The following is a 23,519-nucleotide window of genomic DNA, read 5'->3' on the forward strand; positions in this document are numbered from 1 at the left end:
GGAAAGCCTTTCGTCCTGGTTATGGATGAAAGGCTTTTGTTTTTGGCATAGTGTGGGAGTTTTGTAGCTGTACCGCCAGATTTTTAGGTTTTAAACAAAAATTTCTGTTTGCGCTTGATTGTATAAAGAGGTAGTAATAAATGCACACCTGAGGGAGATTGGGCTTTTACTGCCCTGTGGATATCTTACCGATGGTAAATTTGCTCTATAAAATAAGGAGCATCTACTCCCTGATGTGCACGGTAATCCATTAATATGTTCTAATGAATTTAATAAAATTAATGGAGGGGACGGTATGTATCAAAAGGTTTCAACCAGCCTGGATTTTGCACAGAGGGAACAAAAAATACTGGAATTCTGGAAGCAAAACCGCATATTTGAAAAGAGCATACAGATTAGGGAAGGTTGTCCTACCTTTACCTTTTACGATGGACCGCCTACGGCAAACGGTAAACCACACATAGGGCATATATTGACCCGCGTGATAAAGGATATCATCCCGCGGTATAAGACCATGAAAGGGTACAAGGTGCTGCGTAAGGCAGGATGGGATACCCACGGTTTACCGGTTGAGCTTGAGGTAGAGAAAGAATTAGGTATAAACGGCAAGCCAGAGATTGAGAAGTATGGCATAGAGCCATTTATTCACAGGTGTAAGGAGAGCGTGTGGAGATACAAGCAGGAATGGGAGCGGATGAGCGAAAGGGTAGCCTATTGGGCCGACATGGAAAACCCTTATGTCACCTATTACAACGAATACATCGAGTCGGTTTGGTGGGCCCTTAAGAAGATATGGGAGAAAGGGCTTTTGTATAAGGGTCACAAGGTAGTACCCTATTGTCCGCGTTGTGGTACTTCGCTGTCCAGCCATGAAGTGGCTCAGGGTTACAAAGAGGTGAAGGACCCGTCTATTTACGTAAAATTTAAAGTGAAGGGGCAGGATAACACCTTCCTCATGGCGTGGACAACCACGCCCTGGACGCTTCCGTCCAACGTGGCGCTTACCGTCAACGGCAAAGAGACCTATGTAAAGGTAAGGTGTGGAGACGAGATATACATTTTGGCCGAGGCGTTGGCTCCTACCGTGCTCAAACAAGAGTATGAAGTATTGGAGCGTATGAGCGGCGCAGAGCTGGTAGGTATGGAGTACGAGCCGCTGTTTGAATTCGTCAAAGTAGACAAAAAGGCTTATTATGTAGTGGCAGACGACTTTGTGACATTAAGTGAAGGTACCGGCATAGTCCACACCGCTCCTGCTTTCGGTGAAGATGACGCCAAGGTGGGTAGGCAGTACGACCTGCCTTTTGTTCAGCTGGTGGATACTGAAGGTAAGTTTGTGGACGCTGTTGAGCCGTGGAAGGGCATGTTTGTCAAGGATGCTGACCCCGAGATAATAAAGCACCTGCAACAGAGAAACCTGGTGTATGACGTCATGGAGTATGAGCACTCTTATCCCTTCTGCTGGCGATGTGATACTCCTCTGCTGTACTATGCTAGGGATACCTGGTTTATCAAGATGACGGCGGTAAAGGAGCAGCTGCTCAAGAACAACCGCCAGATCAACTGGCTGCCCGAGCACATAAGAGATGGCCGGTTCGGCAACTTCCTGGAGAATGTGGTTGACTGGGGTTTGAGCCGAGAACGGTACTGGGGTACTCCGCTTCCAATATGGGAGTGCGAATGCGGCTACAGGCATGTGGTGGGTAGCATAGCAGAGCTTAAGGAAATGGGGCAGGACGTGCCTGATGATATCGAGCTTCACAAGCCGTATATTGACCGGGTATTCTTGAAGTGTCCTGTGTGCGGCAACAATAAAATGAAGAGGGTACCCGAGGTTATCGACTGCTGGTTTGATTCTGGGTCCATGCCTTTTGCCCAGTGGCATTATCCTTTTGAAAATCAGGAACTTTTTAATGAGAACTTCCCTGCCGACTTCATAAGCGAGGCCATTGACCAGACCCGCGGATGGTTTTATACCTTGCTGGCGATTTCTACGCTGCTGTTTGACCAGCCGGCATATAAGAACGTCATCGTGCTGGGCCTTGTGCTGGACAAAGATGGTCAGAAGATGAGCAAGCACAAGGGCAATGTGGTTGACCCGTGGTTGGTACTTGATCGCCAGGGGGCCGACGCGGTACGGTGGTACTTCTACGTAAACAGCGCACCATGGCTGCCCAGCCGTTTCTCTGAGGAGGCTGTAAGCGAGGTTCAAAGGAAGTTCTTGGGCACCCTGTGGAATACCTATGCATTTTTCGTGTTGTACGCCAACATTGACCAGTTTAATCCCACCGAGTATGCGCTAGACTACGATAAGCTGTCGGTGATGGACAGGTGGATACTGTCGCGGCTGCACTCGCTTATAGCTTTTGTCGATTGCAGCTTGAGCAACTATCGCATCACTGAAGCGGCGAGGGCCATACAGGACTTTGTTGATGACTTAAGCAACTGGTATGTCAGGAGAAGCCGTGAGCGCTTCTGGCAGAAGGGCATGCCTCAGGACAAGATAAACGCCTATATGACTTTATATACTGTGCTGGTGGAGCTGGCTAAACTGGCGGCGCCCTTTGTGCCTTTCGTCACAGAAGAGATATACTGCAACCTGGTGAAGAGTGTGAGGGATGATGTTCCTGAGAGCGTGCACCTGTGCGATTACCCACAGTCTAATCCAAAATGGATAGACGAGGAACTGGAAAAGAACATGGATATGGTGCTCAAGCTTGTGAGCCTGGGCCGTGCCTGCCGCAATACAGCCAACATAAAGATACGCCAGCCGCTTAAAGCCCTGTATGCAAAGCTGAATCACAGCCTGCCCGAAAGCTTCATCGAGCTGGTCAAGGATGAGCTCAACGTCAAAGAAGTGATACTGACCGACGACGTTGACAGGTTTACCGTCGTGACCGTCAAGCCCCAGCTCAAAGCCGTGGGGCCCAAATACGGCAAGCTGGTGCCTAGAATTTCAGAGGCTCTCAAGGCTGTGGACGGCAAGAAAGCGCTACAGGAATTTGAAAATGGCAGGCCGTTTGTGCTGACTGTGGATGGCACGACGGTAGAACTCACCAGGGATGACGTGCTCATCGAGACCGGACACATGGAGGGCTTTGTGGTGGAGAGCGAGCACGGCATCACCGTTGCCCTTGATACCAACTTAACACCTGAACTCATAGAGGAAGGCTTTGTGCGCGAGATCGTCAGCAAGGTGCAGAACATGAGGAAGGAAGCTGGCTTTGAGGTAACAGACCGGATCGCTCTGTATTATCGCGACAACGATAGGATTGCTGCCATAATTGAGCGTAACAAGGAGGCAATAGCCGAGGAGGTCCTGGCGCAGGAGATAATGGAGGGAAGCGCCGAAGGATATACCAAGGAATGGAACATTAACGATGAGAGGGTAACGTTTACGGTGGTGAAGAAGTAGGGGGAACAAAAAGGATGGGGTGTTATCCCATCCTTTTTGTTCCCTTTTTTGATTTTATAAGAATAGGGTTAAAATGTAATTGACAGGGAATTTATAATCTGCTATGGTCATGGTTGGGATGTTAAATAACACAATAAAAATGGTGTAACACAAATTATGGTTGAATGTCGCAATCGAGCAAAAGATTTGTTTAAAAATGGGATAAAGAGTTTCAAAGAAGGGAAGGGATTAGGATGAAATGGATAGACATAACTCTGCCTATGGAAGAGGGGCGCCCGTGTTGGCCGGGTGACACTCCGTTTACTCGCCGTGTGACGCGCGAGATAGGCAAAGGTTCCAATGCCAATGTATCCACCATTGAATGCAGTGCTCATTTTGGCACGCATCTGGACGCTCCTTATCATTTCATACCTGATGGCAAGAAGGTGGATGAGCTGGATTTGAACCTGCTCATTGGCCCTTGTCAGGTGGTGGAGGTTCCTTCAAGGGGCGTTTATGTAGACCTTGAGGCTCTGAAAAGGCTTGTAGTGCCGGGAGTCAAGAGGTTGCTGATCAAGACCACCAACTCGCGAATAATAAATGACAGAGAATTCCATAAGGACTATGTTGGGCTTTCGGCTGAGGCGGGTCAATGGCTGCTTGACCAGGGTGTAAGGCTACTTGGCTTAGACTATTTTTCTATAGGTGCCTATGGTGATACCAAGGACATACATACCGTATTTTTGGGACGCAATGACACAGTAGCTCTGGAAGGGATAGACTTGTCTGGCGTACAGCCGGGGATGTATTATTTAATTTGCCTGCCCATGAAGATTGCTGGGGCCGATGGAGCGCCTGTGAGAGCGATATTAGGAGCTGAAGATTGACCTTAAAAGGAATTGGCTTGAAAGAAGAAAACTATAAAAGATTTTTTAGACAAAAAGAGCTCCAGGGCATAAAAATAGTTGAAGTATCTGTCTACTAAAAGGAGTAGCAATAGGATGAAGGAATGCTTTGTGGATTTGCATGTCCATATCGGAAGGGCTTCCAATGGTAAAGTGGTAAAGCGTGGTACTGCCAACGACCTGACTTTTGCCAACATCGCTTATGAGGCTCGGTACCGCAAGGGCATAAACATCATAGGGGTGGTGGATTGTGTCTCCCCCTGGGTTATAAAGGACATAGAGGACATGCTAGGGAAGGGCGAGCTTGAGGAATTGCCTCAAGGGGGCATGGTATACCGTGACGACCTGGTCATACTCCTGGGCTCTGAGCTCGAAACACGGGAAAAGGGTGGGTGCCATGCCCATTCTGTGGTGTTCTTTCCTTACCTTTGGCAGGTCAAGGAGTTTTCTCGCATAATGGAGGGCTATATGCCCAGTTTGATGGAGAATTCCACCATGAGTAGGCTGTCAGGTCAGCAGCTTTTCGATATAGTGGATTGGCTGGGCGGGTTTTATATGCCGGCACATGCATTTACGCCCCACAAGAGCTTTTACGGCAGTTGTACCCATAGCATGCACACCGTTTTTGATGAGAGTTCCTTTGCCAAAATTCCTGCTATAGAGCTGGGGTTGAGCGCCGATACCTACATGGCCAGTTTGCTTTCCGAGCTTGATGATAAGGCCTTTACCAGTAACTCGGATGCTCATTCATTGATCAATATGGGTAGGGAGTACAACGTTATGAGGCTGGCTGCTTTGAACTATGAGGAGGTGCTTAAAGCCCTAAAAGGGCAGGACGGCAGGAGCATAGTGGCAAATTACGGCCTTGACCCCAAGCTGGGGAAGTACCACAGAACATTTTGCCTGCAGTGTAAGGAGATTACCGACCTACCGCCACCAGTGCTTGAATGTCCCAATGACCCCGTACACAGGGTAGTTGTGGGGGTCAGAGACCGGATAGAGGTCATCAAGAATCGAGATGTCAGCCCGGATGATGTGAAAGACGGGTTTGGCAAAAAGCCATTAGATAGTAAACGTCCTCCCTATTATTATCAAGTGCCACTTAATTTTTTACCCGGCGTGGGACCGAAGACCATAGACAGGCTGCTTGCTGCATTTGGCACAGAAATGAACATCCTTCACAGGGTTGAACCGGAAGACCTGGCTAGGGTGGTTCCGCAAACAATTGTTGACCTGATAATAAAAGGGCGTCAGGGGCGCTTGACCATAGCCCATGGAGGCGGAGGTATATACGGGAAAGTTTTGGACTAGGTAGGATAAAATAAGCGTGATTATCCATGATGCCATGCGCTAAAATTTTTAATAGGCCGGTTAAACGCGTGAATTGGGATAATACCAACTCAAAACCGAAAGGAAATGTTGTATGATATACGTTGTGACCGCTTTGCCGTATGAAGCCAGCCCTATTATAAAAAAATATGGTCTTAAGCGAGATGAGGCATGCAGGCATTTTCCGCTTTACAGGGCAGATAATATGGTTCTCATAGTGAGCGGCGTGGGCAAGCTAGCTTCAGCAATGGCTACCGCTTACTTGCTTGCTCAAAACATGAAGCATGAAGAAGCTAAAGAGGAGGAAAGCCTGGCTGTTATCAATATAGGGGTATGTGGCGCAGTGGACCAGCGGTATCCGATTGGAACGTCGGTCCTCATATATAAGGTCATAGACCACGAGACCGGCAAGCAATATTTCCCTGATATTCTAATACAGCACCCTTTTGAAGAGGGAAGTGTCGAAACATGTAACCAAGTGGTAAGGCGGGAGGACGTTTTAAGTAGTCGAGTAGAGCTGCAGGCTAATCTGGTGGATATGGAGGCATCAGGTTTTTTTCAGGCTGCATCCCGCTTTTTGGCTCCACACCAGATATACATTGTAAAGGTGGTGGGGGATCATCTGGATGTAGTAGATTTTAATGGCCAGCGTGTTACCCAGTGTATAACTGGGGCGCTGGAGGCGATGGACGAGCTTTTAAAGCAGGTTCAAAAGGTATGCAGGGTGGAAAGCGATGTGCTGACGCCGGATGAGCGCCTTCAGCTGGGTCAAGTTAAGCAAAGCCTGCGGCTTACGGTGACGCAGAGCCACCAGCTTATGGATATGGCGAGGAGGTATAAGCTCAGGACCGGTAGGTCGCTCCCTGACCTCTCTGAATTTGCTAGAACAGAGGTAAAGGTCAAGGCTGAGGGAAGAAAGGCGCTTGAGAAGATCAGGAGGTTGCTCCTTTATGAGTAAATTTTCCCACATATATATAGAGGAAGGCGCTACAGCCTATCCTGTGACACAGCACGTCTTGAGCCGTTTTCCTCGGTCCATAAGGGTGGCGATACGGCACTACAAGGATGTATTCAACAGGCCACATCAAAACTTCCGGCGCCAAAAGGCTTCACCCAAGCTTATACTAGCTGTCAAGCAGGAGCCGTTTCTGTACCCCGGTCCCGAGGTGTGCGAGGATTTCGGACACCCAAACTTTTACTACACATCGCCAGTTTTGAACTGCATCTATGATTGCGATTACTGTTATTTGCAGGGGCTTTACCCTTCAGCCAACATTGTAATTTTCGTAAACATAGAAGATTTTTTCAAGGCTGTGGATAGAAAGCTTGAGAGCGGGCCTTTGTACCTGTGTCCTTCATATGATACCGACCTGCTGGCTTTGGAAGGGATTGTTCCTTATGCTTCACGCTGGATAGAGTTTGCAGCTACCAGGCAGGACCTGGTCATCGAGCTGAGGACCAAGAGCGCCAATTACAGCGCCATTGCCCACCTGAAACCGGCAGAGCAGGTGATACTGGCATGGTCACTGTCGCCCGGTGAGGTTGCACGGCGCTATGAGAGGCTGGCCCCTCCTTTGAAGACCAGGCTGACGGCTATAAAAGCTGCCCTGCAAGACGGATGGCAGGTGAGGTTGTGTTTTGAACCATTGCTCAAGGTATACAGCTGGCAACATGTATATAATGAGTTTTTGGATGAGGTTTTCAGCATACTCCCGGCGGAAAAGATTTTTGATGCCAACATAGGGGTCTTCCGCATGAGCAAGGAGCACTTCAAGAGAATTAGCAGGATGAGGAACGATACCGATGTATTTGCTTTTCCCATGGTATGCTGTGAGGGGGAAGTCGTGACGTATGAAGATGAGAAGGAGCTCAGGGACTTTTTTTATCAGGGCCTTAAAAGGTATTTGCCAGAGGGAAAGATATATGGGTGAGGAATGTTGTAGCGCAGGCTGTTAATTTACTTTTCAACAAGCATTCTGCAAATAGAGTTTGGTGTGAAATCAAATTTAAGAGTTCGCTGTAGCAGGATTTTCAACTGTTTGTGAAGAATTTAATATCATTGTAAAAAGCCATATGTGGCCTTTTAAAAACCAATACCAAAAATTCAGAAAGGAGAGTGAGTCAAGTTATGCCTGTTACAGTTAAAGAGGTGAGCTACAGGGAGTTTGGCAGGTGCGTCGAGATTTCCAACGGGACGGTTGACCTGTTAGTGACGGTCGATGTGGGGCCTAGGATTATAAGGTTTGGTTTTGTAGGCAGGGAAAATGAGCTGTGTGAGGCACCTCAGGCGTCACAGCCGGTTTTGGAGCCTGTAGGAGGGGTATGGAAGATAAAGGGTGGACACAGGCTGTGGCACAGCCCTGAAAACAACCCCCGTACCTATGTACCCGATGACCAGCCGGTGGAGTGGCAGGAGATCGAAAGCGGCGTAAAAGTCAAACAAAAGGTGGAGCCATGGGTGCAGATCGAAAAGGAGATGGAGATCACTTTGGCATCCTGCTGCGACAGGGTAAGGATAGTCCATCGCCTGACAAACAGGAATGCATGGCCTGTGGAGTTTGCTGCATGGGCCTTGACTGTCATGGCACCCGGCGGTAAAGAGGTGGTACCCCAGCCTCAGAGGGATACCGGTCTTTTGGGCAATCGTGTTGTTGCGCTGTGGCCCTATTCCAAAATGAACGACCATAGGGTATACTGGGGAGATAAGTATATCGTATTGCAGCAGGACCCTGGCACCAAACATCCCTTTAAGTTTGGTATAAACAATGAAGATGGCTGGGCGGCATATTTCAACCACGGCAATTTGTTTATCAAGCGGTTTGTGCACCAGATGGGCAAAAAGTATCCTGATTTTGGCGTTTCGTATGAGACTTATACTACTGATTTCATGCTTGAGATGGAGACTTTGTCGCCTATGACCCTTGTTGAGCCTGGCAATACGCTGTCTCATATTGAAGAATGGGAGCTCATCGGCGATGTAAAGGCACCTTCCAATGACGAGCGAGAAATTGACGAGGTGGTAAAGAGATACATAGTGTGTTGCTGTAGCTGCTGCGAGTAATATGGGTAATTGCTTATATAATGAAATTCCGAGGATTTCGAGGTTTTTATGGCCGATAATAAATGGAATTAGACAGTTTGACCTCCTGTTTTTCAGGAGTGTCTTCCTGTGGTGAAAATGTCACTGTGTATATGTGATAATGCTTGTTGCATAAGCGGGCCTGATTTTCAAAACTCAGCCCGCTTTCTTATTTGGCATTTTAAAATTTATGTTTGAATTTTTGACAGGTATGTGTTATTCTATTCGCGTAAAGTTTACAAATTTTGATGCATTGCGGAGGTGGTAGAATGGACGCCGGCCCTAGTAGTTTACCTAAGAGTATTAATGACATAGAAAATAAGGGGGTGGTGCGTTCTACTGCCTCTGTTTTCCATTTAATTAAAAATTAAACATACTTTGGCATTGAAGGCTTTTCGCCATTGTCGCGGCCATACGTTGCCTACCGAGCTATATGGTTTTGAAAATGTTAGGAATAATAAGTTTGTGAATCAAGTTGGGGCTTTATGAATGGAAAACACGAGGCAGTAGATGGGGAAGAGTAAGGATAGCCTTCAAATGGGACAGCTTTGATGGTTAATTGTGCTTTCAAAATCATATAGCGTAAAGGAGGTAATGGTATGGCTATCGATGACATCAAGCAACTGATCAGCCAAAAGAGGTATAGTGAGCTTAAAGAAAAGATAAAGAATATGCAGATACAAGACATAGCCGAGATTGTCGATGAGCTGGATACCAAAAACGCCATTATTTTGTTTAGGTTGCTGCCCAAGGAGATAGCAGCCGACGTTTTTTCTTATCTTTCTTCTGAACGTCAAGGCGAAATATCCATGATGATAGATGAAAATGAGCTTAGTGAGATTGTAAACGACCTGTTTTTTGACGATAAGATCGACTTCCTGGAAGAGATGCCGGCTAATGTGGTCAAGAGGATACTGAGGAATACATCTGAAGCCGAGCGCAAGCTGATCAATCAATTTTTGCAGTATCCCGAGAATTCGGCTGGCAGCTTGATGACCATTGAGTTTGTTGACCTTAAGAAGGAGATGACGGTAGCTGAGGCTTTGGATAAGATTCGCAGAGTCGGTCGGGACAGGGAAATAATCTATACCTGTTATGTCACCGATGCCCGGCGCAAGCTGGAAGGTATAGTCTCTTTAAAGGACCTGGTTTTGGCCTCTCCAGATACCAAGGTTGAAGATATAATGAAGAAAGATGTGATATATGTTGATACCTATGACGACCAGGAAGAAGTTGCTGAGGTGTTTAAGAAATACGACCTTTTGGCTGTGCCGGTAGTGGACCAGGAAAAGAGGCTTGTCGGTATAATCACCATAGATGATATCGTGGACGTAATTGAGGAAGAAACCACAGAAGATATTCAGCGCATGGCTGCCATTCAGCCTACAGAGGAGGAATACCTGGATGCTACACCGTTTATGATAGCGCGCAAAAGGCTATTATGGCTGCTTATATTGATGATTTCTGCCACTGTCAGTGGGTATATAATACGAAAGTACGAGGTGGCATTGGAAGCAGTGGTGGCTTTGGCTGCCTTTATACCGATGCTCATGGATACTGCCGGCAATGCCGGGTCACAGTCTTCGACTACGGTGATACGAAGCCTTGTCCTGGGGGAACTGGAGTTTAGGGATATCCTAAAGGTTATATGGAAAGAGATGCAGATTGGTACATTGGCTGGGTTGGCGTTGGCTTTGATTAACTTCCTGAGGGTATATTTTATTGAAGGCTATAGCTTTAGTATTGCAATAACAATATCCCTTACTTTGGTGTTTGTCGTTATAATTGCTAAAATTATTGGTGGGGTGCTGCCAATGATTGCTGATAAGGTAGGGGTGGATCCTACCGTTATGGCTAGTCCCTTGATCACCACCATTGCCGACGCTATTTCCCTTACAATATACTTTACTTTAGCGGTTTGGATATTGCATATAAATGTGTAGAGAATTGAGCGCAAGATAATGGTAGCCTGTATATGTATGTTTGGGTATACTCCTCAATTATAAGTTGTGGATGGGCTGTGGATAATGAGATAATCATAATATTGACAACAATTCATATAGAGTGTTATTATCATAGGCAAGAAAATTCAATATCAAACGGGGAGCTGAAGCAATTCGGCTGAGAGGGAGTTGTGTGACTCCGACCCGCTGAACCTGACCTGGGTAATGCCAGCGTAGGGAACGAATTGTGGAAGGGGACTACGTGCCCTATGGTTTGGCATGTAGTCTTTTTTTCTCCCCGTAAAAGGGAGGAGATGGTAATATGCAAAGAAGTAACACCAGGATGCTGGTGGAAGCCGGGGTTATGATAGCTCTGGCGCAGGTATTAAGCTATGTCGTACTATTTGAGATGCCACAGGGTGGTTCTGTCACGGCAGGTTCGATGATACCCATATTTATCTTTGCCTTGAGGTGGGGTACTCCTAGAGGGCTCTTGGCCGGTATGGTTTATGGAATTCTGCAGTTTATCCTGGGGAAAAAATATAGCTTCCATATAGTGTCCATACTGTTTGATTACGTTATAGCCTTTGGTTGCCTTGGCTTGGCAGGCGTGCTGAGGCACAAGGGTATGGTTGGCGTGATGGCCGGCGTGTTTATGGGGGTACTAGGAAGATTCATATGCCATGTCATATCTGGAGTAGTGGTGTTTGCAAGCTATGCCCCAGAAGGGCAAAGCCCATGGGTATACTCAATAATCTACAATGGCTCTTACCTGCTTCCCGAGCTTATAATTTCCATGGTAATTGTAGGACTTCTATGCAAGGCTATAAAACCCCACCTCTATATGAATACAGGTTCATCTAGCGGTTATACCACATGACGTATAGGGATGAAAAAATACCCCACCGCAAATGAGATTATACCAGAGAAGTTCCTAGAATAGTATGTGGTAATTTGATGATAATAAAAAAATGAGAATAAAAAATATGCGTTCACCTATCATAAAGTCATAAAGTGTTGAAAAATATTTAGGAGGATAAACCTCTGTGTGCATCTGCTTGAGGATGTCCCTCAATTCATTGAGGTGAGGACGTCACTAATGAGGTTTAATAAAAATTACAGAGTAAAACATAAAGTCCAGGTGTTTAACCTGGACTTTACTCGTTGAATGGCACCTTGTTCTTCTCTGCAAACCTCTTAAGCACGTCGACGATCCACTGGAAATCATCTTTTACTACGCCTTTTTCGATGATGTAAGGAGCATCTTCTCCTTGAACGTAAACCTCTATCCTTTCAACTGGCTTGGAGAAAAATAGTACTTTTTTTATACCGCTGGTGCGTTGAAATTTGATTATTTTGCTGGCATGAAATCTCTTCCAGTGTTTGCCGCCTGCGAGTAATGAAAGTTCCCCTAAATCGGCGTTAAACTCCTTTACATACTGGGCCCCCATATCCACTCCTCCTTATACGTTTTTACTCCCGTTGAAGTAAAACGCTAAGGAATACGGTATAATATATATGCAAATATGTGTTGTAGATATAGTGCAGCGGCAAACGGGATGCTATATTAATTATAGCACGCCCATAAAACCGATAAAAGGGGTAAGGATTGTCATAAGTTTAGAATTTAACAATACTTTTTTGTGACAATGTGCTAAAATATGGTTATATTGTATTTGCTGAAATCAATAAGGGGAGGCACTTTTTTATGGCCAGCACTATTAGGGATATAACTCTGGCGGATGAAGGACAAAGAAGAATTGAGTGGGTTAGGCGCTACATGCCTTTGCTTAACCAGCTGGAAAAGGAGTTTGCCGACACGAAACCTTTTAGAGGCAAGAAAATTGCGGTATCGATACATTTGGAGGCTAAAACGGCTTACCTGTGCCTCGTTTTGGCAGCAGGAGGAGCAGAAGTTGCCGTGACGGGGAGCAACCCACTGTCCACACAGGATGCTGTGGCGGCAGCGCTGGTAAAAGCCGGGCTTACAGTTCATGCATGGCACGGCGCTACCGAAGAGGAATATAGAGAGCACTTAAGCAGGACCTTGGACATAGGGCCGGATATCATCATCGATGATGGAGGAGACCTGGTGGCTATGCTGCACTCATCGCACCAGGAATTGTGTGACAGGGTGATAGGCGGCTGTGAGGAGACAACTACCGGGGTTCTCAGGCTGCGGGCCAGGGAACGGGAAGGAAAGCTTAAGTTTCCCATGATTGCCGTAAACGATGCCTACTGTAAATACCTCTTTGATAACCGGTATGGTACAGGGCAATCGGTATGGGATGGTATCATGCGCACCACAAACCTCATCATTGCAGGCAAGAACGTGGTGGTGGCAGGGTATGGTTGGTGCGGGAAAGGGGTGGCCATGAAGGCAAGGGGCCTTGGTGCAAACGTGATTGTAACCGAGGTGGACCCGATAAAGGCCTTAGAGGCTGCCATGGATGGTTTCAGGGTGATGACCATGCTTGAGGCTGCGGAGATTGGCGATATATTCATAACCACCACCGGTTGTACCAAGGTCATAAGGCGAGAGCATTTTGAAAGGATGAAGGATGGGGTGCTTTTGGCCAATGCAGGGCATTTCGATGTAGAGATATGCAAGCCTGATCTGGAGGCACTGGCGGTGGAAAAGCGGGAGATGCGCCACAATGTCGAGGGCTATGTGATGAAGGACGGGCGGGTGCTGAATCTTTTGGCCCAGGGAAGGTTGGTCAATCTGGCAGCTGGCGATGGCCATCCTGCAGAAATTATGGATATGAGCTTTGCGCTGCAGGCCCTGTGTGTGCATTATTTGGTTGAAAACGGCCATAAGCTGGTACCCAAAGTGTACAGCGTACCAAGGGATATCGATTACAAGGTGGCGCGGATGAAGCTTCAGACTATGGGCATTAACATAGATTCCTTGACTCCTGAGCAGGAGCGCTATCTTGCGTCTTATTGAATTTGCACACGAATGCAGTCTTGAAGTAGGCGTTTTCGAAGGGTGAAATGGGCTCAATGTGTGAAACCAGGGGTGAAAATCGTATAATGAGCGAAAGGAGGCAATGGGCGTATCTGTGATATCCTGTCTGGAGATGGGGTATGCTGCGCCGGCGCCTTATGAAGGTTCTCATAAGAAACGTTTATGTAATCACCATGGACCATCAGGATAATCGATATCCTGATGGCTGCATTGGAATAGAGGGCGATACAATTGTATATGTAGGAGGGGAAAAAGGTCTTCCTGCGCGTTTTGTGCCGGATGAGGTAATTGATGGCGGCGGGATGTTGGCTTTGCCGGGGTTTGTCAATGCCCATACCCATTCGGCCATGTCCCTGTTTCGGGGTTATGCCAACGATGTTCCTCTTATGGAGTGGCTGGCACGAAGGATATGGCCCCTTGAGGATAGGTTGCAGTCGCGGGACGCTTACTGGCTGTCCATGCTGTCCATTGCTGAGATGCTCATGAGCGGTGTTACCGCTTTTGCTGATATGTATATGTTCATGGATCAAACCGCAAGGGCGGTGAAGGATTCAGGGATTAGGGCTGTGCTGGCACGGGGTTTGCAGGGACCGGACGCCAGGTCGGAGCAGCGCCTTATCGAAAACCGTCGCCTGTGGGAGGAATGGCATGGCGAGGCTGAAGGCCGTATAAGGGTTATGGTGGGGCCACACGCCATATATACCTGTGATGGTGACTACTTAAAGCGTTGCATGGATTTGGCGGGGCAACTGGGAGTGGGGCTTCACATCCATTTGGCTGAGACCCGTACTGAAGTCGAAGAGGCATTGAAAAAGTACGGCAAAACTCCAGTTGAATACCTGGAGGGCATGGGCTTTTTCAATCTGCCAGTTTTGGCTGCACATTGCGTCCACCTCACGCAGCACGATATGGATATACTTAAAGAGTATGATGTACAGGTGGCGCACTGCCCTGTCAGCAATTTAAAGCTGGGTAGCGGCATAGCGCCAGTTTCTAAGCTCCTTAAAAAAGGGATAAACGTGGGGCTGGGTACCGATAGCGCAGCAAGCAACAACAGCCTGAGCGTCATGCGAGAGATGACCTTTGCCAGCCTGCTGGGCAAGGGTATAAACGAAGACCCGACCGTCATTCCAGCAAAACAAGCCCTTAAAATGGCTACCTTTGGCGGAGCAAAGGCTATAGGGTGGGGTCACGAGATAGGTTCACTGGAGGTAGGCAGGAAGGCCGATATAATACTGGTGAGGTGCGATGCGCCGTATTATCATCCTGCTGCTGACCCAGTTGTCCATCTGGTGTACAGCGGGCGCGATGCTGACGTTGATACCGTTATTGTAAACGGCAGAATATTGATGAGGAAACGGCAACTGACCAGCATGGACGTAGAGAGGGTGTATTACGAGGTTGAAAAGATAAGGTGCAGGGTTATGGGGGGAACCGAAGATGTCCTATGAAAATGTTGCAATAAGCCGCCTTGAAGAAGAGGCAAGGAAGGTTGACAGGGCTTTAAAGGGCCTGGTCTTGTACAGGCAGCTGCAGAATGAGCCGGTTGTTCAAGCATTCAAGGATTTTGTAGCCGGTCTTGTAACCGATGGCGTTTGTGCTGGGCAGCTGTGGGATGACTATCATCGTTTTGTGTACTGTATGATGAACGCCTTGGTGGAAACCGGCATCATTCAATACGGTGGAGGTCATTCATGGCACAATGGTGAACCTACTGTAAGCAGCCTTTCACTAGGTGAAAAAGCAGCATTATTGTATAATGATGGTGTTTACCTACCAGGGAGAAGTGTATATCAGTCAGAGGTAAGCGATATATTATGCAGCTGTGGAAAAATGCAGCATACAGACGATGTGCAGGATATGGGCTGCTGCAACAATGTACACGATACCAGTAGTTGTGGAAGTAATCATATGAGTACTGTGCAGGGGCAGGGGAATGTGGTGGGGGATTTTCTGTGGAAGGCTTATTGGGGATACGTTATGTTAAGCCACGAGACGCCCTTTAGCCGCTTTGCCGAACATACAGGTTTTGAAGGGGTGCCGGGATGGCTAAAGAGCGCCATGGAATTTGAACTTGAGAATTTGAGGCAAATAGCCATGGTGGACTGGAATGGGCTTTTGACCCTGGCAAGGTATAAAACCAACATGGATGGTTGGGCAAATATATTTGATGTGAAGGTATTCACTGCCTTTGAAGGCGAGGTCGTAGCGATGGATTCCTTGGTTGCGTGCGGGGGTGTAACCCGCCCAGTGCCCTATTACCGTGTGGTAAACTGGGGGGTACAAGAGCTGGCACATCATTTCTACCGCAACGGCTCTGGCATGTTTGGGATATTCAAGGGCTTCAGGTGGGAGCGAGTGGAAGGCAGGGGACGCCTTAAGGGAATTGCTGCTGTGGATCCTATCACTTTGGACCAGCTGGTGGGTTACGAGGAGCAAAAGGCAAAACTCATCGAGAATACCGAACTGCTGCTTAAGGGTTACAAAGCCAACAACGTGTTGCTCTATGGCGATAAAGGCACCGGCAAGTCATCCTTGGTCAAAGCGCTGGTGCATAGATATGCTGACCAGGGTTTGAGGATTGTAGAGGTACCCAAGGACTGCTTAAGGGATTATTATCAGATACTGGAAAATTTTGAAGGGCGCAAGCAGAAATTTATACTGTTTGTAGATGACCTGTCGTTCGAGGAAGGTGAGGTGGAATACAAACATATCAAAGCGCTGCTTGAAGGAGGGCTTAAGGCCAGACCCGCCAATGTGGTGGTGTACGCCACCTCTAATCGCAGGCATCTTGTAAGAGAATACCATCATGATAGGATTGGTACTTATCCAGGCCAGGATGACGAAATCTCGCCTCTCGATTCGATGCAGGAGAAGCTGTCGCTGTCGGATAGATTTGGCATAACGCTGACGTTTATCGCTCCCAACCAAAGGACGTACCTGGAGATGGTTGAACGGCTTGCTGCAAGTCGCGGGATTGAGATGGATGTTGATGCCTTAAGGGAAGAGGCTCTTCGCTGGGAAAAGAGGTACAACGGTCGTTCGGGCCGTACAGCTCGCCAGTTTATAGATTATCTTGAAGCAAAGCTGAGCGATACATTGCTCTAGATAAGAGATTATGATTTTAATGACCTTTATTGGGTTTCCCGCCCATTGACAGGGAGAATTGTGGTGCTGTGAATATGGCATGTAATACTTTGTTTTATGCTTATTAAAGGTTTTATAAAAGTTATGTAAAAATTTTGCAATATATTTGGGGTATAATATAAACAGCCAAAAAGAGGGGGGAGGCCCATGTACAGGTTGTTCAGGAGTGACATCGGGAGAGGAATTACCGGAATCATAGTTTCTATTATATTAATGTTGGCCGTATTATTCCCCATATTGTTTATGGACCTGTTGAGCCAGCTGGTGTCTTTAATATGATTGATGCCGGATTAATTATTTAACAAATGGATATAGATGGTAAAGTGTCGGTACAGGCGAGTGAAAGCTGACCGCTACTATAAAAAGCCATCTCTTAAAAGGGGATGGCTTTGTGCTTTTTTGACAGGCTTTCTCCAAACATGAAATGACCGGATTCTGTCCGGTCATTTCATGAATACATGGTTGCCTATAACGACGCTGCTTACGGCTTTGCGTTCTTTCATCCATCGAGAGGTAGCGGTCTTCGGGTTATAGTAAAAGAGGCATCCACCTGTTGGGTCATGCCCCATTACTGCATCCAGGGCGGCTTGATAGCATTCCTCATCAGGGGGGAGATAAATCTGTCCGTCCTGGACGCATGTAAAGGCGTGGGGCTGCATTATGACCTCTTTTAAAGTTTTGGGGAAGAGAGGGGATTTTAGCCTATTCATTATTACAGCGGCTACTGCTACCTTACCTGGGTATGGTTCCCCTCTTGCTTCGGCGTTTATCACTCTGGCCAACAGGTGAACCTCTTCTGGCTTTCAATGGGTGATAGCGCATATCTCGTTTACATATTCGTTTATAGTTTCCTGGTAGTTTGAATTGGTTTGTGCCGCTATCCGGGTGGGTATCGTGAAGCAGGCTATTGCAAGCGCGAGGGCTAAAGCCTTTTTCATGGCTGTTCCCTCCTCATATTTAAGTATGCGTTATTTGTGATTTTAATATGCCTTGAAATATAAGGTTAAGGTTGTATTTTTGTTCAGTCATAATACCCCTTTTATTATGTTACATGATATGTTATATTATTTCTATATGTAATCAGAAACCGTTATTAAAGCTGTTTTTTGCAAACGCTTTTTTAAACAGGTTAAAACCTTATAAAACGCTAATCCTGCTCTACGATGATGTAGTTTTTGTTGTGTAAATTTGTAGAGAGAGTTTATTTTGAAAAGATTGCATTAAAGATTAGAGCAATTGCTGCATATTTTGTTTAAATGATCAAACGGATGAAACAACAAATAACAAAAGAAAGGGGAAATGCGTACATAATGTTGAGTGATATTGAGATTGCACAAAAGGCAAAGCTCAGGCCCATAGTTGATATAGCGGCTCAGATTGGGCTTTATGAGGACGACTTGGAGCTGTATGGCAAATACAAGGCCAAGGTCAGCTTGGCGGTATGGGATAGGATCAAGGACAAGCCAAATGGCAAGCTCATATACGTCACTGCCATTACCCCCACTCCTGCAGGTGAGGGCAAGACCACAACGGCCGTGGGTATTACCCAGGCGCTGGGCAAACTTGGCAAAAAGGTGGCTTTGTGCTTGAGGGAGCCTTCCCTCGGGCCGGTGTTCGGCATGAAGGGCGGTGCAACCGGCGGCGGTTATTCTCAGGTGCTGCCCATGGAGGACATAAACCTCCATTTCACTGGCGACATACACGCCGTAGGGTCAGCCCATAATTTATTGGCTGCCATGATCGACAACCACATCGTGAAGGGCAATGACCTCAAAATTGACCCTACTCGAGTGGTATGGAAACGGGTTATGGATATGAACGACAGGCAGTTGCGCAGCATAATTACCGGCTTGGGAGGAAAAGCCAACGGCATCCCCATGGAATCGGGTTTTGAGATCACGGCTGCCTCGGAGATTATGGCCATATTGTGTTTGGCTTCCGACATGGAGGATTTAAAAAGACGGTTAGGGGAGATGGTTGTGGCTTACACCTATGATGGGCAGCCGGTGTATGCAAGGGATTTGAAAGCCGTGGGCGCCATGGCTATATTGCTTAAAGATGCCATAAAGCCCAATATAGTCCAGACATTGGAAGGCCAGCCCGCTTTTATCCATGGAGGCCCATTTGCCAACATCGCCCATGGCAACAACTCCATCATGGCTACGCGCATGGCTTTGAAGCTGGCTGATTACGTCGTTACCGAGGGTGGGTTTGCGGCCGACTTGGGTGCCGAGAAGTTCTTCGATATAGTCTACAGGACTGCGAATATAAGGCCAGATGTGGTGGTGCTGGTAGCCACAATCCGTGCTCTTAAGTTTCATGGCGGTCTCCCTTTGTCTGGTTTAAATCAGGAGGATCTAGCAGCACTCGAAAGGGGTTTGGCTAACCTCAATCAACACATAGATAACGTCAAAAACGTTTTTGGGCTGCCGGTCGTGGTGGCATTAAACAGGTTTCCCAGCGATACCTACTCCGAAATAGAGTTTCTTAAAGAGCATTGTGCGAGAATAGGTGTGAAAATGGCGGTTTCTGAAGTGGTGACCCGCGGTGGTGAGGGGGGTATTGAACTTGCTTATGCGTTGCTGGAGGCAATGCATGAGCCCAACAATTTCAGGCCGCTTTATGACCTTGAAGCATCAATTGAGGAAAAGATCGAAGCCATTGCCTGTCGGGTTTACAGAGCGGATGGGGTTATATACAGTCGGGAAGCCAAACGCTCCATAGATACCTTGAAACAATTGGGGTATGGCAACCTTCCGGTATGCATAGCCAAGACGCAGATGTCGTTTTCGGATGACCCGGCATTGAAAGGGGCGCCCAGGGGCTGGAAGCTAAACGTTCGCGAGGTCAAGGTATCGGCCGGTGCAGGGTTCGTGGTAGTATTGACCGGGTCCATGATGACTATGCCCGGGTTGCCCAAAAATCCGGCTGCTGAAAACATGGACATAATGCCCGATGGTACTATAGTGGGGTTGTTTTAGGAATGCATACACCGGGGCCTGTATGTATCTTCCTGCGAGTGGAGGGCGCAGTCGGTCGTAAACGGTGCGTTGAACATCTACGAGAAGGCATACAAGGTATCTCCCGTGAAGGGGAGTAGTGGCCGTGTGGCGCGGCCCGCGGTTGTGTCATACCACCTGGGATGGCACGGCGTCGCCGAGCCGAAGCACGAGGGTAACCTTATGTGTGCATCCGCTTGAGGATATCCCTCAATTCATTGAGGAAAGGACGTCACTAGCATATCCCCGATACGATAAACATCTCCTGCTCCCATGGTGATCACTATATCTCCTGGGCTGGCGTTTTCTTTTAAGTAGTTTGCTATTTCATCGAAAGACTGCATGTATATGCACGGTTGGCCAGCCTGGGAAATGGCCTGTGCAAGGTTGCGGGAGTGGACCTCACCTGTGTCCTTTTCCCGCGCCGCGTAGATATCGGTTATTATAAGCAGGTCGGCCTGCTTGAAAGCCTGCACAAATTCATTAAATAGCTTTTTGGTACGGCTGTATGTGTGGGGTTGGAATACGCACCATATCCTATTGTGAGGATAATTTTTAACTGTCTCCAAGGTAGCCTTTATTTCAGTGGGGTGATGGGCGTAATCGTCTATTATAGTGACTTCGCCCATCTTGCCCTTAAATTCCAGGCGGCGGTGTGTCCCCCGGTAGGTTTTCAGGGCATCCTGTATTATTTCAAACGGTACGCCCAATACATGGGCAGCAGCTGCCGATGCCAAGGCATTGTACACGTTGTGCTTACCGGGCACGGCCAGGCTTATATCGCCCATATATTTTCCTTTGTAGTATGCTTTGAAAGATGCTGTGCCTAGGTCTTTGTAATATATATCACAGGCTTGCCAGTCTGATGGACCATTTATCCCATAGCTTATGACATTGCCTTTGACTTCCGAAAGCAGTTTTTTCACCAGCGGGTCGTCGGCACAGCCCACCACATAACCATCCTGTGGTACCAGCTGTGCAAACTTACTGAATGCCTGGTATATGTGGTTTATGTCTCTAAAGTAGTCCAGGTGGTCGGCGTCTATATTCAGTATGATGGCTATGTACGGTTTGAAGTGGAGAAAGCTCTCCACGTATTCACAGGCTTCAGTTATAAAGTAGGGGCTGCTGCCTATGCGTACATTGCCTCCTATTGTATCCAGCTCTCCCCCTACAAGTATAGTTGGGTCCAGGTTTGCATGAAGTAAAATGGTCGAAAGCATGGATGTGGTGGTAGTCTTTCCATGGCTGCCCGATACCCCTATGGAATAGGGGTAGGATTCCATGATTTGGCCCAGCAGCGTAGCCCTGTCGATTACGGGGATGCTTCTCTTATAAGCTTCCTGTATTTCTGGGTTGTCAGCCTTGACGGCTGCGGTGTGCACTACCAGGTGGGCGCCCTCAACATTTGAGGGACTATGCCCTATATATATTCTGGCGCCTTTTTCATTAAGCCTTTGTATGATGTGCGAATCCTTTAAATCCGAGCCGCTGACTGTATATCCGCGCTTGAGCAGTATCTCAGCTAGGCCACTCATGCTGATGCCGCCTATACCCACAAAGTGAACGTGACATCCTTTTAAATCATCTATGTGAACCATCTGCATTGTTACACACTCCTTGAATTTAAGGGTTATTTCCTATTATAACCGCTGGGATTAAGGTTAATCAACCGCTGGATTTTAAAAATAAAGGTTGACTTTATGGGGTTCTTATCATATAATTATATACTGCAATTGAGATGTATGATTGTAATTTTCGACATGGAGGGGTGCCCGAGTGGCCAAAGGGGGCAGACTGTAAATCTGTTGGCGCAGCCTTCGGTGGTTCGAATCCATCCCCCTCCACCAAGGGAAAGGGTGGTTGATATATCTGTGTCAGCCACCCTTTTTGATATTTTTTCAATTTTTAAGGGAAGATTTTGCTCCTGTGTTTTATTGATTTTTTGATGGGGGTATGCTATACTTAAATCCATTGTAAAATAAAGAATTTTCACGATTTAACAAGTATTTTTACCGTGTGAGGAGGCGAGCAAATGAGGAGAAGGTTGTTTACGTCAGAATCTGTTACCGAGGGGCATCCCGACAAGATATGTGACCAGATCTCTGACGCCGTGCTGGATGCCATTTTGGCCAAGGACCCATATGCCAGAGTTGCGTGCGAAACGGCTGTGACCACAGGCCTTGTGCTGGTAATGGGGGAGATCACCACTGAGTGTTATGTGGACATCCCAAGTATTGTGCGCGATACTGTTCGTGAGATAGGATACACGAGGGCAAAATTTGGATTTGATGCAGATACCTGTGCGGTTATCACCTCTATAGATGAGCAGTCGCCAGACATCGCAATGGGGGTAAACAAAGCTCTTGAAGCCAAGATGCACGAGATGGAGGACGATATAGAGGCCATTGGTGCAGGCGACCAGGGCATGATGTTTGGGTTTGCCTGTAACGAGACACCTGAGCTCATGCCTCTTCCGATTTCGCTGGCCCATAAGATTACCAGGAGATTGGCCCAGGTGCGCAAGGACGGTACGCTGGAGTATTTAAGGCCCGATGGGAAATCCCAAGTTACGGTGGAGTATGAAGGGGACAAGCCGGTGCGTGTACATACCGTCGTCGTCTCAACGCAGCACAGCCCCGACGTCGACCACTCCACCATCGAAAGGGATGTAATCGAAAAGGTCATAAAGGCCGTTATTCCCCCCGAGCTTTTGGATGACAAAACACGTTACCTTATCAATCCTACCGGCCGGTTTGTGGTGGGGGGACCTCAAGGCGATTCAGGGCTTACCGGTCGAAAGATCATAGTGGACACCTATGGTGGCTATGCACGCCACGGCGGCGGTGCCTTCTCAGGCAAAGACCCCACTAAAGTCGACCGTTCTGCCAGCTACGCAGCGCGGTACGTGGCCAAAAACATAGTTGCAGCCGGGTTAGCTGACAAGTGCGAGGTAGCGGTGGCTTATGCCATAGGCGTGGCCAGACCGGTGTCCATCAGCGTTGATACCTTTGGTACGGCGAAGGTGCCCGAGGAGCTCATACTGGAGCTTATAAACAAGAACTTTGACCTAAGGCCCGGTGCTATCATAAGGGACCTCAATTTGAGAAGGCCCATTTACAAACAGACGGCTGCTTACGGACATTTTGGGCGTACTGATTTAGACCTGCCGTGGGAGAAGACGGACAAGGCCGAGATTTTAAGGGAGCAGGCTTTTGGAAGATAAGTCAGATAATTGATGTGAGTGAGCTTGCAATAAAAGTCCCAGTCTGAAAACCAGATTGGGGCTTTTTATTTATATCTATATGCTCACCCTTTAAAGCCCGGCAACATATTATGAATGCGTGGGTGGATTATATTATGCCGCAGAGGGGGAGTAGTGATGTACCTTGATACATACCTTGCCATTGCCCTGTGGGTGTTTGCCATATTCGGGTTTATATGCTTCGTGGTGTTGGTACTGCGGGACATATCAATGGCTTTGGGTAATAAAAAAGGGAGTTTCAATGTGGTTATAACGGCGCAAAATCAGGAGGATGTCATAGAAGGCATTGTGAGGGGGTTTATGTTTAAAACGGCGGTGGATGGAAATGAGGATTCGCTGATTAACATCGTGCTGGTGGATGTGGGTTCGTGCGATGATACGCCAAAGGTTATGGAGAGCCTTTCCAAACAGTACCCCTGTATAAAATTCCTGAAACCGGGAGAGCTGTGTGGTTATTTGAACAGGTTGATACACGATTCCTGATGGG

19 protein-coding genes, 1 tRNA gene, 1 riboswitch and 1 other annotated feature (1 of these 22 running past the window's edge) are annotated in these 23,519 nt (G+C 47.4%); of the genes, 16 read left to right on the forward strand and 4 right to left on the reverse strand.

The features are described 5' to 3' along the window. Nucleotides 1-21: a binding site (T-box leader), on the forward strand (it extends 250 nt beyond the left edge of the window). Nucleotides 22-295: 274 nt separating this feature from the next. From ileS to thiT, 8 genes are all read left to right on the forward strand, one after another. Beyond that, on the forward strand, nt 296-3,415 hold the full coding sequence (gene ileS / locus JOD02_RS07135; protein ID WP_204488255.1) for an isoleucine--tRNA ligase: 3,120 nt from the start codon (nt 296-298) through the stop codon (nt 3,413-3,415). A gap of 233 nt (nt 3,416-3,648) precedes the next feature. Beyond that, on the forward strand, nt 3,649-4,281 hold the full coding sequence (locus JOD02_RS07140; RefSeq protein WP_204488256.1) for a cyclase family protein: 633 nt from the start codon (nt 3,649-3,651) through the stop codon (nt 4,279-4,281). A 114-nt stretch (nt 4,282-4,395) separates the two neighbouring features. After that, on the forward strand, nt 4,396-5,610 hold the full coding sequence (locus JOD02_RS07145; RefSeq protein WP_204488257.1) for an endonuclease Q family protein: 1,215 nt from the start codon (nt 4,396-4,398) through the stop codon (nt 5,608-5,610). A gap of 112 nt (nt 5,611-5,722) precedes the next feature. After that, complete coding sequence (locus tag JOD02_RS07150) at nt 5,723-6,586, forward strand: 5'-methylthioadenosine/S-adenosylhomocysteine nucleosidase family protein (protein ID WP_204488258.1); 864 nt, start codon at nt 5,723-5,725, stop codon at nt 6,584-6,586. After that, entirely contained in the window at nt 6,579-7,559 is a 981-nt protein-coding gene (locus tag JOD02_RS07155; RefSeq protein ID WP_204488260.1) for an SPL family radical SAM protein, read from the forward strand. Before JOD02_RS07150 ends, JOD02_RS07155 begins: the two co-directional genes overlap by 8 nt. 197 nt (nt 7,560-7,756) lie before the next feature. Continuing rightward, on the forward strand, nt 7,757-8,689 hold the full coding sequence (locus tag JOD02_RS07160) for a hypothetical protein (protein ID WP_204488261.1): 933 nt from the start codon (nt 7,757-7,759) through the stop codon (nt 8,687-8,689). 617 nt (nt 8,690-9,306) lie between these two features. Continuing rightward, complete coding sequence (gene mgtE, locus JOD02_RS07165) at nt 9,307-10,650, forward strand: magnesium transporter (protein ID WP_207754247.1); 1,344 nt, start codon at nt 9,307-9,309, stop codon at nt 10,648-10,650. A gap of 147 nt (nt 10,651-10,797) precedes the next feature. Further along, nucleotides 10,798-10,907: riboswitch (TPP riboswitch) on the forward strand. A 65-nt stretch (nt 10,908-10,972) separates the two neighbouring features. Beyond that, nucleotides 10,973-11,530 (forward strand): energy-coupled thiamine transporter ThiT, encoded by a 558-nt coding sequence (thiT, locus tag JOD02_RS07170; protein WP_204488263.1) that lies wholly within the window; start codon nt 10,973-10,975, stop codon nt 11,528-11,530. Between the two features lie 277 nt (nt 11,531-11,807). On the opposite strand, the gene JOD02_RS07175 is transcribed toward thiT, so the two are convergent. Then, nucleotides 11,808-12,101 carry a hypothetical protein gene (locus JOD02_RS07175; RefSeq protein WP_204488265.1) on the reverse strand — a complete coding sequence of 98 codons (294 nt, stop codon included), beginning with the start codon at nt 12,099-12,101 and terminating at the stop codon, nt 11,808-11,810. A gap of 257 nt (nt 12,102-12,358) precedes the next feature. On the opposite strand from JOD02_RS07175, the gene JOD02_RS07180 reads away from it, so the two are divergent. From JOD02_RS07180 to JOD02_RS11640, 4 genes are all read left to right on the forward strand, one after another. Next, complete coding sequence (locus JOD02_RS07180; RefSeq protein WP_204488267.1) at nt 12,359-13,600, forward strand: adenosylhomocysteinase; 1,242 nt, start codon at nt 12,359-12,361, stop codon at nt 13,598-13,600. A 140-nt stretch (nt 13,601-13,740) separates the two neighbouring features. Beyond that, nucleotides 13,741-15,072, forward strand: coding sequence for an amidohydrolase (locus JOD02_RS07185; protein ID WP_243426394.1), 1,332 nt, complete (start codon nt 13,741-13,743; stop codon nt 15,070-15,072). Then, nucleotides 15,062-16,729, forward strand: coding sequence for an ATP-binding protein (locus tag JOD02_RS07190; RefSeq protein ID WP_204488269.1), 1,668 nt, complete (start codon nt 15,062-15,064; stop codon nt 16,727-16,729). The genes JOD02_RS07185 and JOD02_RS07190 overlap by 11 nt, the downstream gene beginning before the upstream one ends. A gap of 186 nt (nt 16,730-16,915) precedes the next feature. Beyond that, on the forward strand, nt 16,916-17,047 hold the full coding sequence (locus JOD02_RS11640; RefSeq protein ID WP_279380667.1) for a hypothetical protein: 132 nt from the start codon (nt 16,916-16,918) through the stop codon (nt 17,045-17,047). A 164-nt stretch (nt 17,048-17,211) separates the two neighbouring features. On the opposite strand, the gene JOD02_RS07195 is transcribed toward JOD02_RS11640, so the two are convergent. Both JOD02_RS07195 and JOD02_RS11645 read right to left on the reverse strand, forming a co-directional pair. After that, a complete protein-coding gene (locus JOD02_RS07195; protein WP_341534561.1) occupies nt 17,212-17,541 on the reverse strand; it encodes a cell wall hydrolase in 330 nt (109 codons plus the stop codon). 30 nt (nt 17,542-17,571) lie between these two features. After that, the gene (locus tag JOD02_RS11645; protein WP_279380668.1) at nt 17,572-17,706 is read right to left on the reverse strand and encodes a hypothetical protein; all 135 of its coding nucleotides are present in this window, start codon (nt 17,704-17,706) and stop codon (nt 17,572-17,574) included. Between the two features lie 372 nt (nt 17,707-18,078). On the opposite strand from JOD02_RS11645, the gene JOD02_RS07200 reads away from it, so the two are divergent. Further along, entirely contained in the window at nt 18,079-19,749 is a 1,671-nt protein-coding gene (locus tag JOD02_RS07200) for a formate--tetrahydrofolate ligase (protein WP_204488273.1), read from the forward strand. A 233-nt stretch (nt 19,750-19,982) separates the two neighbouring features. Here JOD02_RS07200 and murC read toward each other — a convergent pair whose 3' ends face one another. Next, nucleotides 19,983-21,374, reverse strand: a complete 1,392-nt coding sequence (murC, locus tag JOD02_RS07205) for a UDP-N-acetylmuramate--L-alanine ligase (RefSeq protein WP_204488275.1) — start codon at nt 21,372-21,374, stop codon at nt 19,983-19,985. Nucleotides 21,375-21,532: 158 nt separating this feature from the next. Here murC and JOD02_RS07210 point away from each other — a divergent pair. The 3 genes from JOD02_RS07210 (at nt 21,533) to JOD02_RS07220 (ending at nt 23,515) form a co-directional block, all read left to right on the forward strand. Then, nucleotides 21,533-21,617 (forward strand) — tRNA-Tyr (locus JOD02_RS07210). A 185-nt stretch (nt 21,618-21,802) separates the two neighbouring features. Continuing rightward, nucleotides 21,803-22,993, forward strand: coding sequence for a methionine adenosyltransferase (gene metK, locus JOD02_RS07215; protein ID WP_204488277.1), 1,191 nt, complete (start codon nt 21,803-21,805; stop codon nt 22,991-22,993). 156 nt (nt 22,994-23,149) lie between these two features. After that, a complete protein-coding gene (locus tag JOD02_RS07220; protein WP_204488279.1) occupies nt 23,150-23,515 on the forward strand; it encodes a hypothetical protein in 366 nt (121 codons plus the stop codon). Nucleotides 23,516-23,519: the final 4 nt, after the last annotated feature.

The sequence above is a fragment of the Caldicoprobacter guelmensis genome (assembly GCF_016908415.1).
In the GTDB taxonomy this organism is placed as follows: domain Bacteria; phylum Bacillota; class Clostridia; order Caldicoprobacterales; family Caldicoprobacteraceae; genus Caldicoprobacter; species Caldicoprobacter guelmensis.

Bases quoted from the DNA above. Each gene is read 5' to 3' on its own strand.
- ileS (WP_204488255.1), top strand. From the start codon at position 296: ATGTATCAAAAGGTTTCAACCAGCCTGGATTTTGCACAGAGGGAACAA.
- JOD02_RS07140 (WP_204488256.1), top strand. From the start codon at position 3,649: ATGAAATGGATAGACATAACTCTGCCTATGGAAGAGGGGCGCCCGTGT.
- JOD02_RS07145 (WP_204488257.1), top strand. From the start codon at position 4,396: ATGAAGGAATGCTTTGTGGATTTGCATGTCCATATCGGAAGGGCTTCC.
- JOD02_RS07150 (WP_204488258.1), top strand. From the start codon at position 5,723: ATGATATACGTTGTGACCGCTTTGCCGTATGAAGCCAGCCCTATTATA.
- JOD02_RS07155 (WP_204488260.1), top strand. From the start codon at position 6,579: ATGAGTAAATTTTCCCACATATATATAGAGGAAGGCGCTACAGCCTAT.
- JOD02_RS07160 (WP_204488261.1), top strand. From the start codon at position 7,757: ATGCCTGTTACAGTTAAAGAGGTGAGCTACAGGGAGTTTGGCAGGTGC.
- mgtE (WP_207754247.1), top strand. From the start codon at position 9,307: ATGGCTATCGATGACATCAAGCAACTGATCAGCCAAAAGAGGTATAGT.
- thiT (WP_204488263.1), top strand. From the start codon at position 10,973: ATGCAAAGAAGTAACACCAGGATGCTGGTGGAAGCCGGGGTTATGATA.
- JOD02_RS07175 (WP_204488265.1), bottom strand. From the start codon at position 12,101: ATGGGGGCCCAGTATGTAAAGGAGTTTAACGCCGATTTAGGGGAACTT.
- JOD02_RS07180 (WP_204488267.1), top strand. From the start codon at position 12,359: ATGGCCAGCACTATTAGGGATATAACTCTGGCGGATGAAGGACAAAGA.
- JOD02_RS07185 (WP_243426394.1), top strand. From the start codon at position 13,741: ATGCTGCGCCGGCGCCTTATGAAGGTTCTCATAAGAAACGTTTATGTA.
- JOD02_RS07190 (WP_204488269.1), top strand. From the start codon at position 15,062: ATGTCCTATGAAAATGTTGCAATAAGCCGCCTTGAAGAAGAGGCAAGG.
- JOD02_RS11640 (WP_279380667.1), top strand. From the start codon at position 16,916: ATGTACAGGTTGTTCAGGAGTGACATCGGGAGAGGAATTACCGGAATC.
- JOD02_RS11645 (WP_279380668.1), bottom strand. From the start codon at position 17,706: ATGAAAAAGGCTTTAGCCCTCGCGCTTGCAATAGCCTGCTTCACGATA.
- JOD02_RS07200 (WP_204488273.1), top strand. From the start codon at position 18,079: ATGTTGAGTGATATTGAGATTGCACAAAAGGCAAAGCTCAGGCCCATA.
- murC (WP_204488275.1), bottom strand. From the start codon at position 21,374: ATGCAGATGGTTCACATAGATGATTTAAAAGGATGTCACGTTCACTTT.
- metK (WP_204488277.1), top strand. From the start codon at position 21,803: ATGAGGAGAAGGTTGTTTACGTCAGAATCTGTTACCGAGGGGCATCCC.
- JOD02_RS07220 (WP_204488279.1), top strand. From the start codon at position 23,150: ATGTACCTTGATACATACCTTGCCATTGCCCTGTGGGTGTTTGCCATA.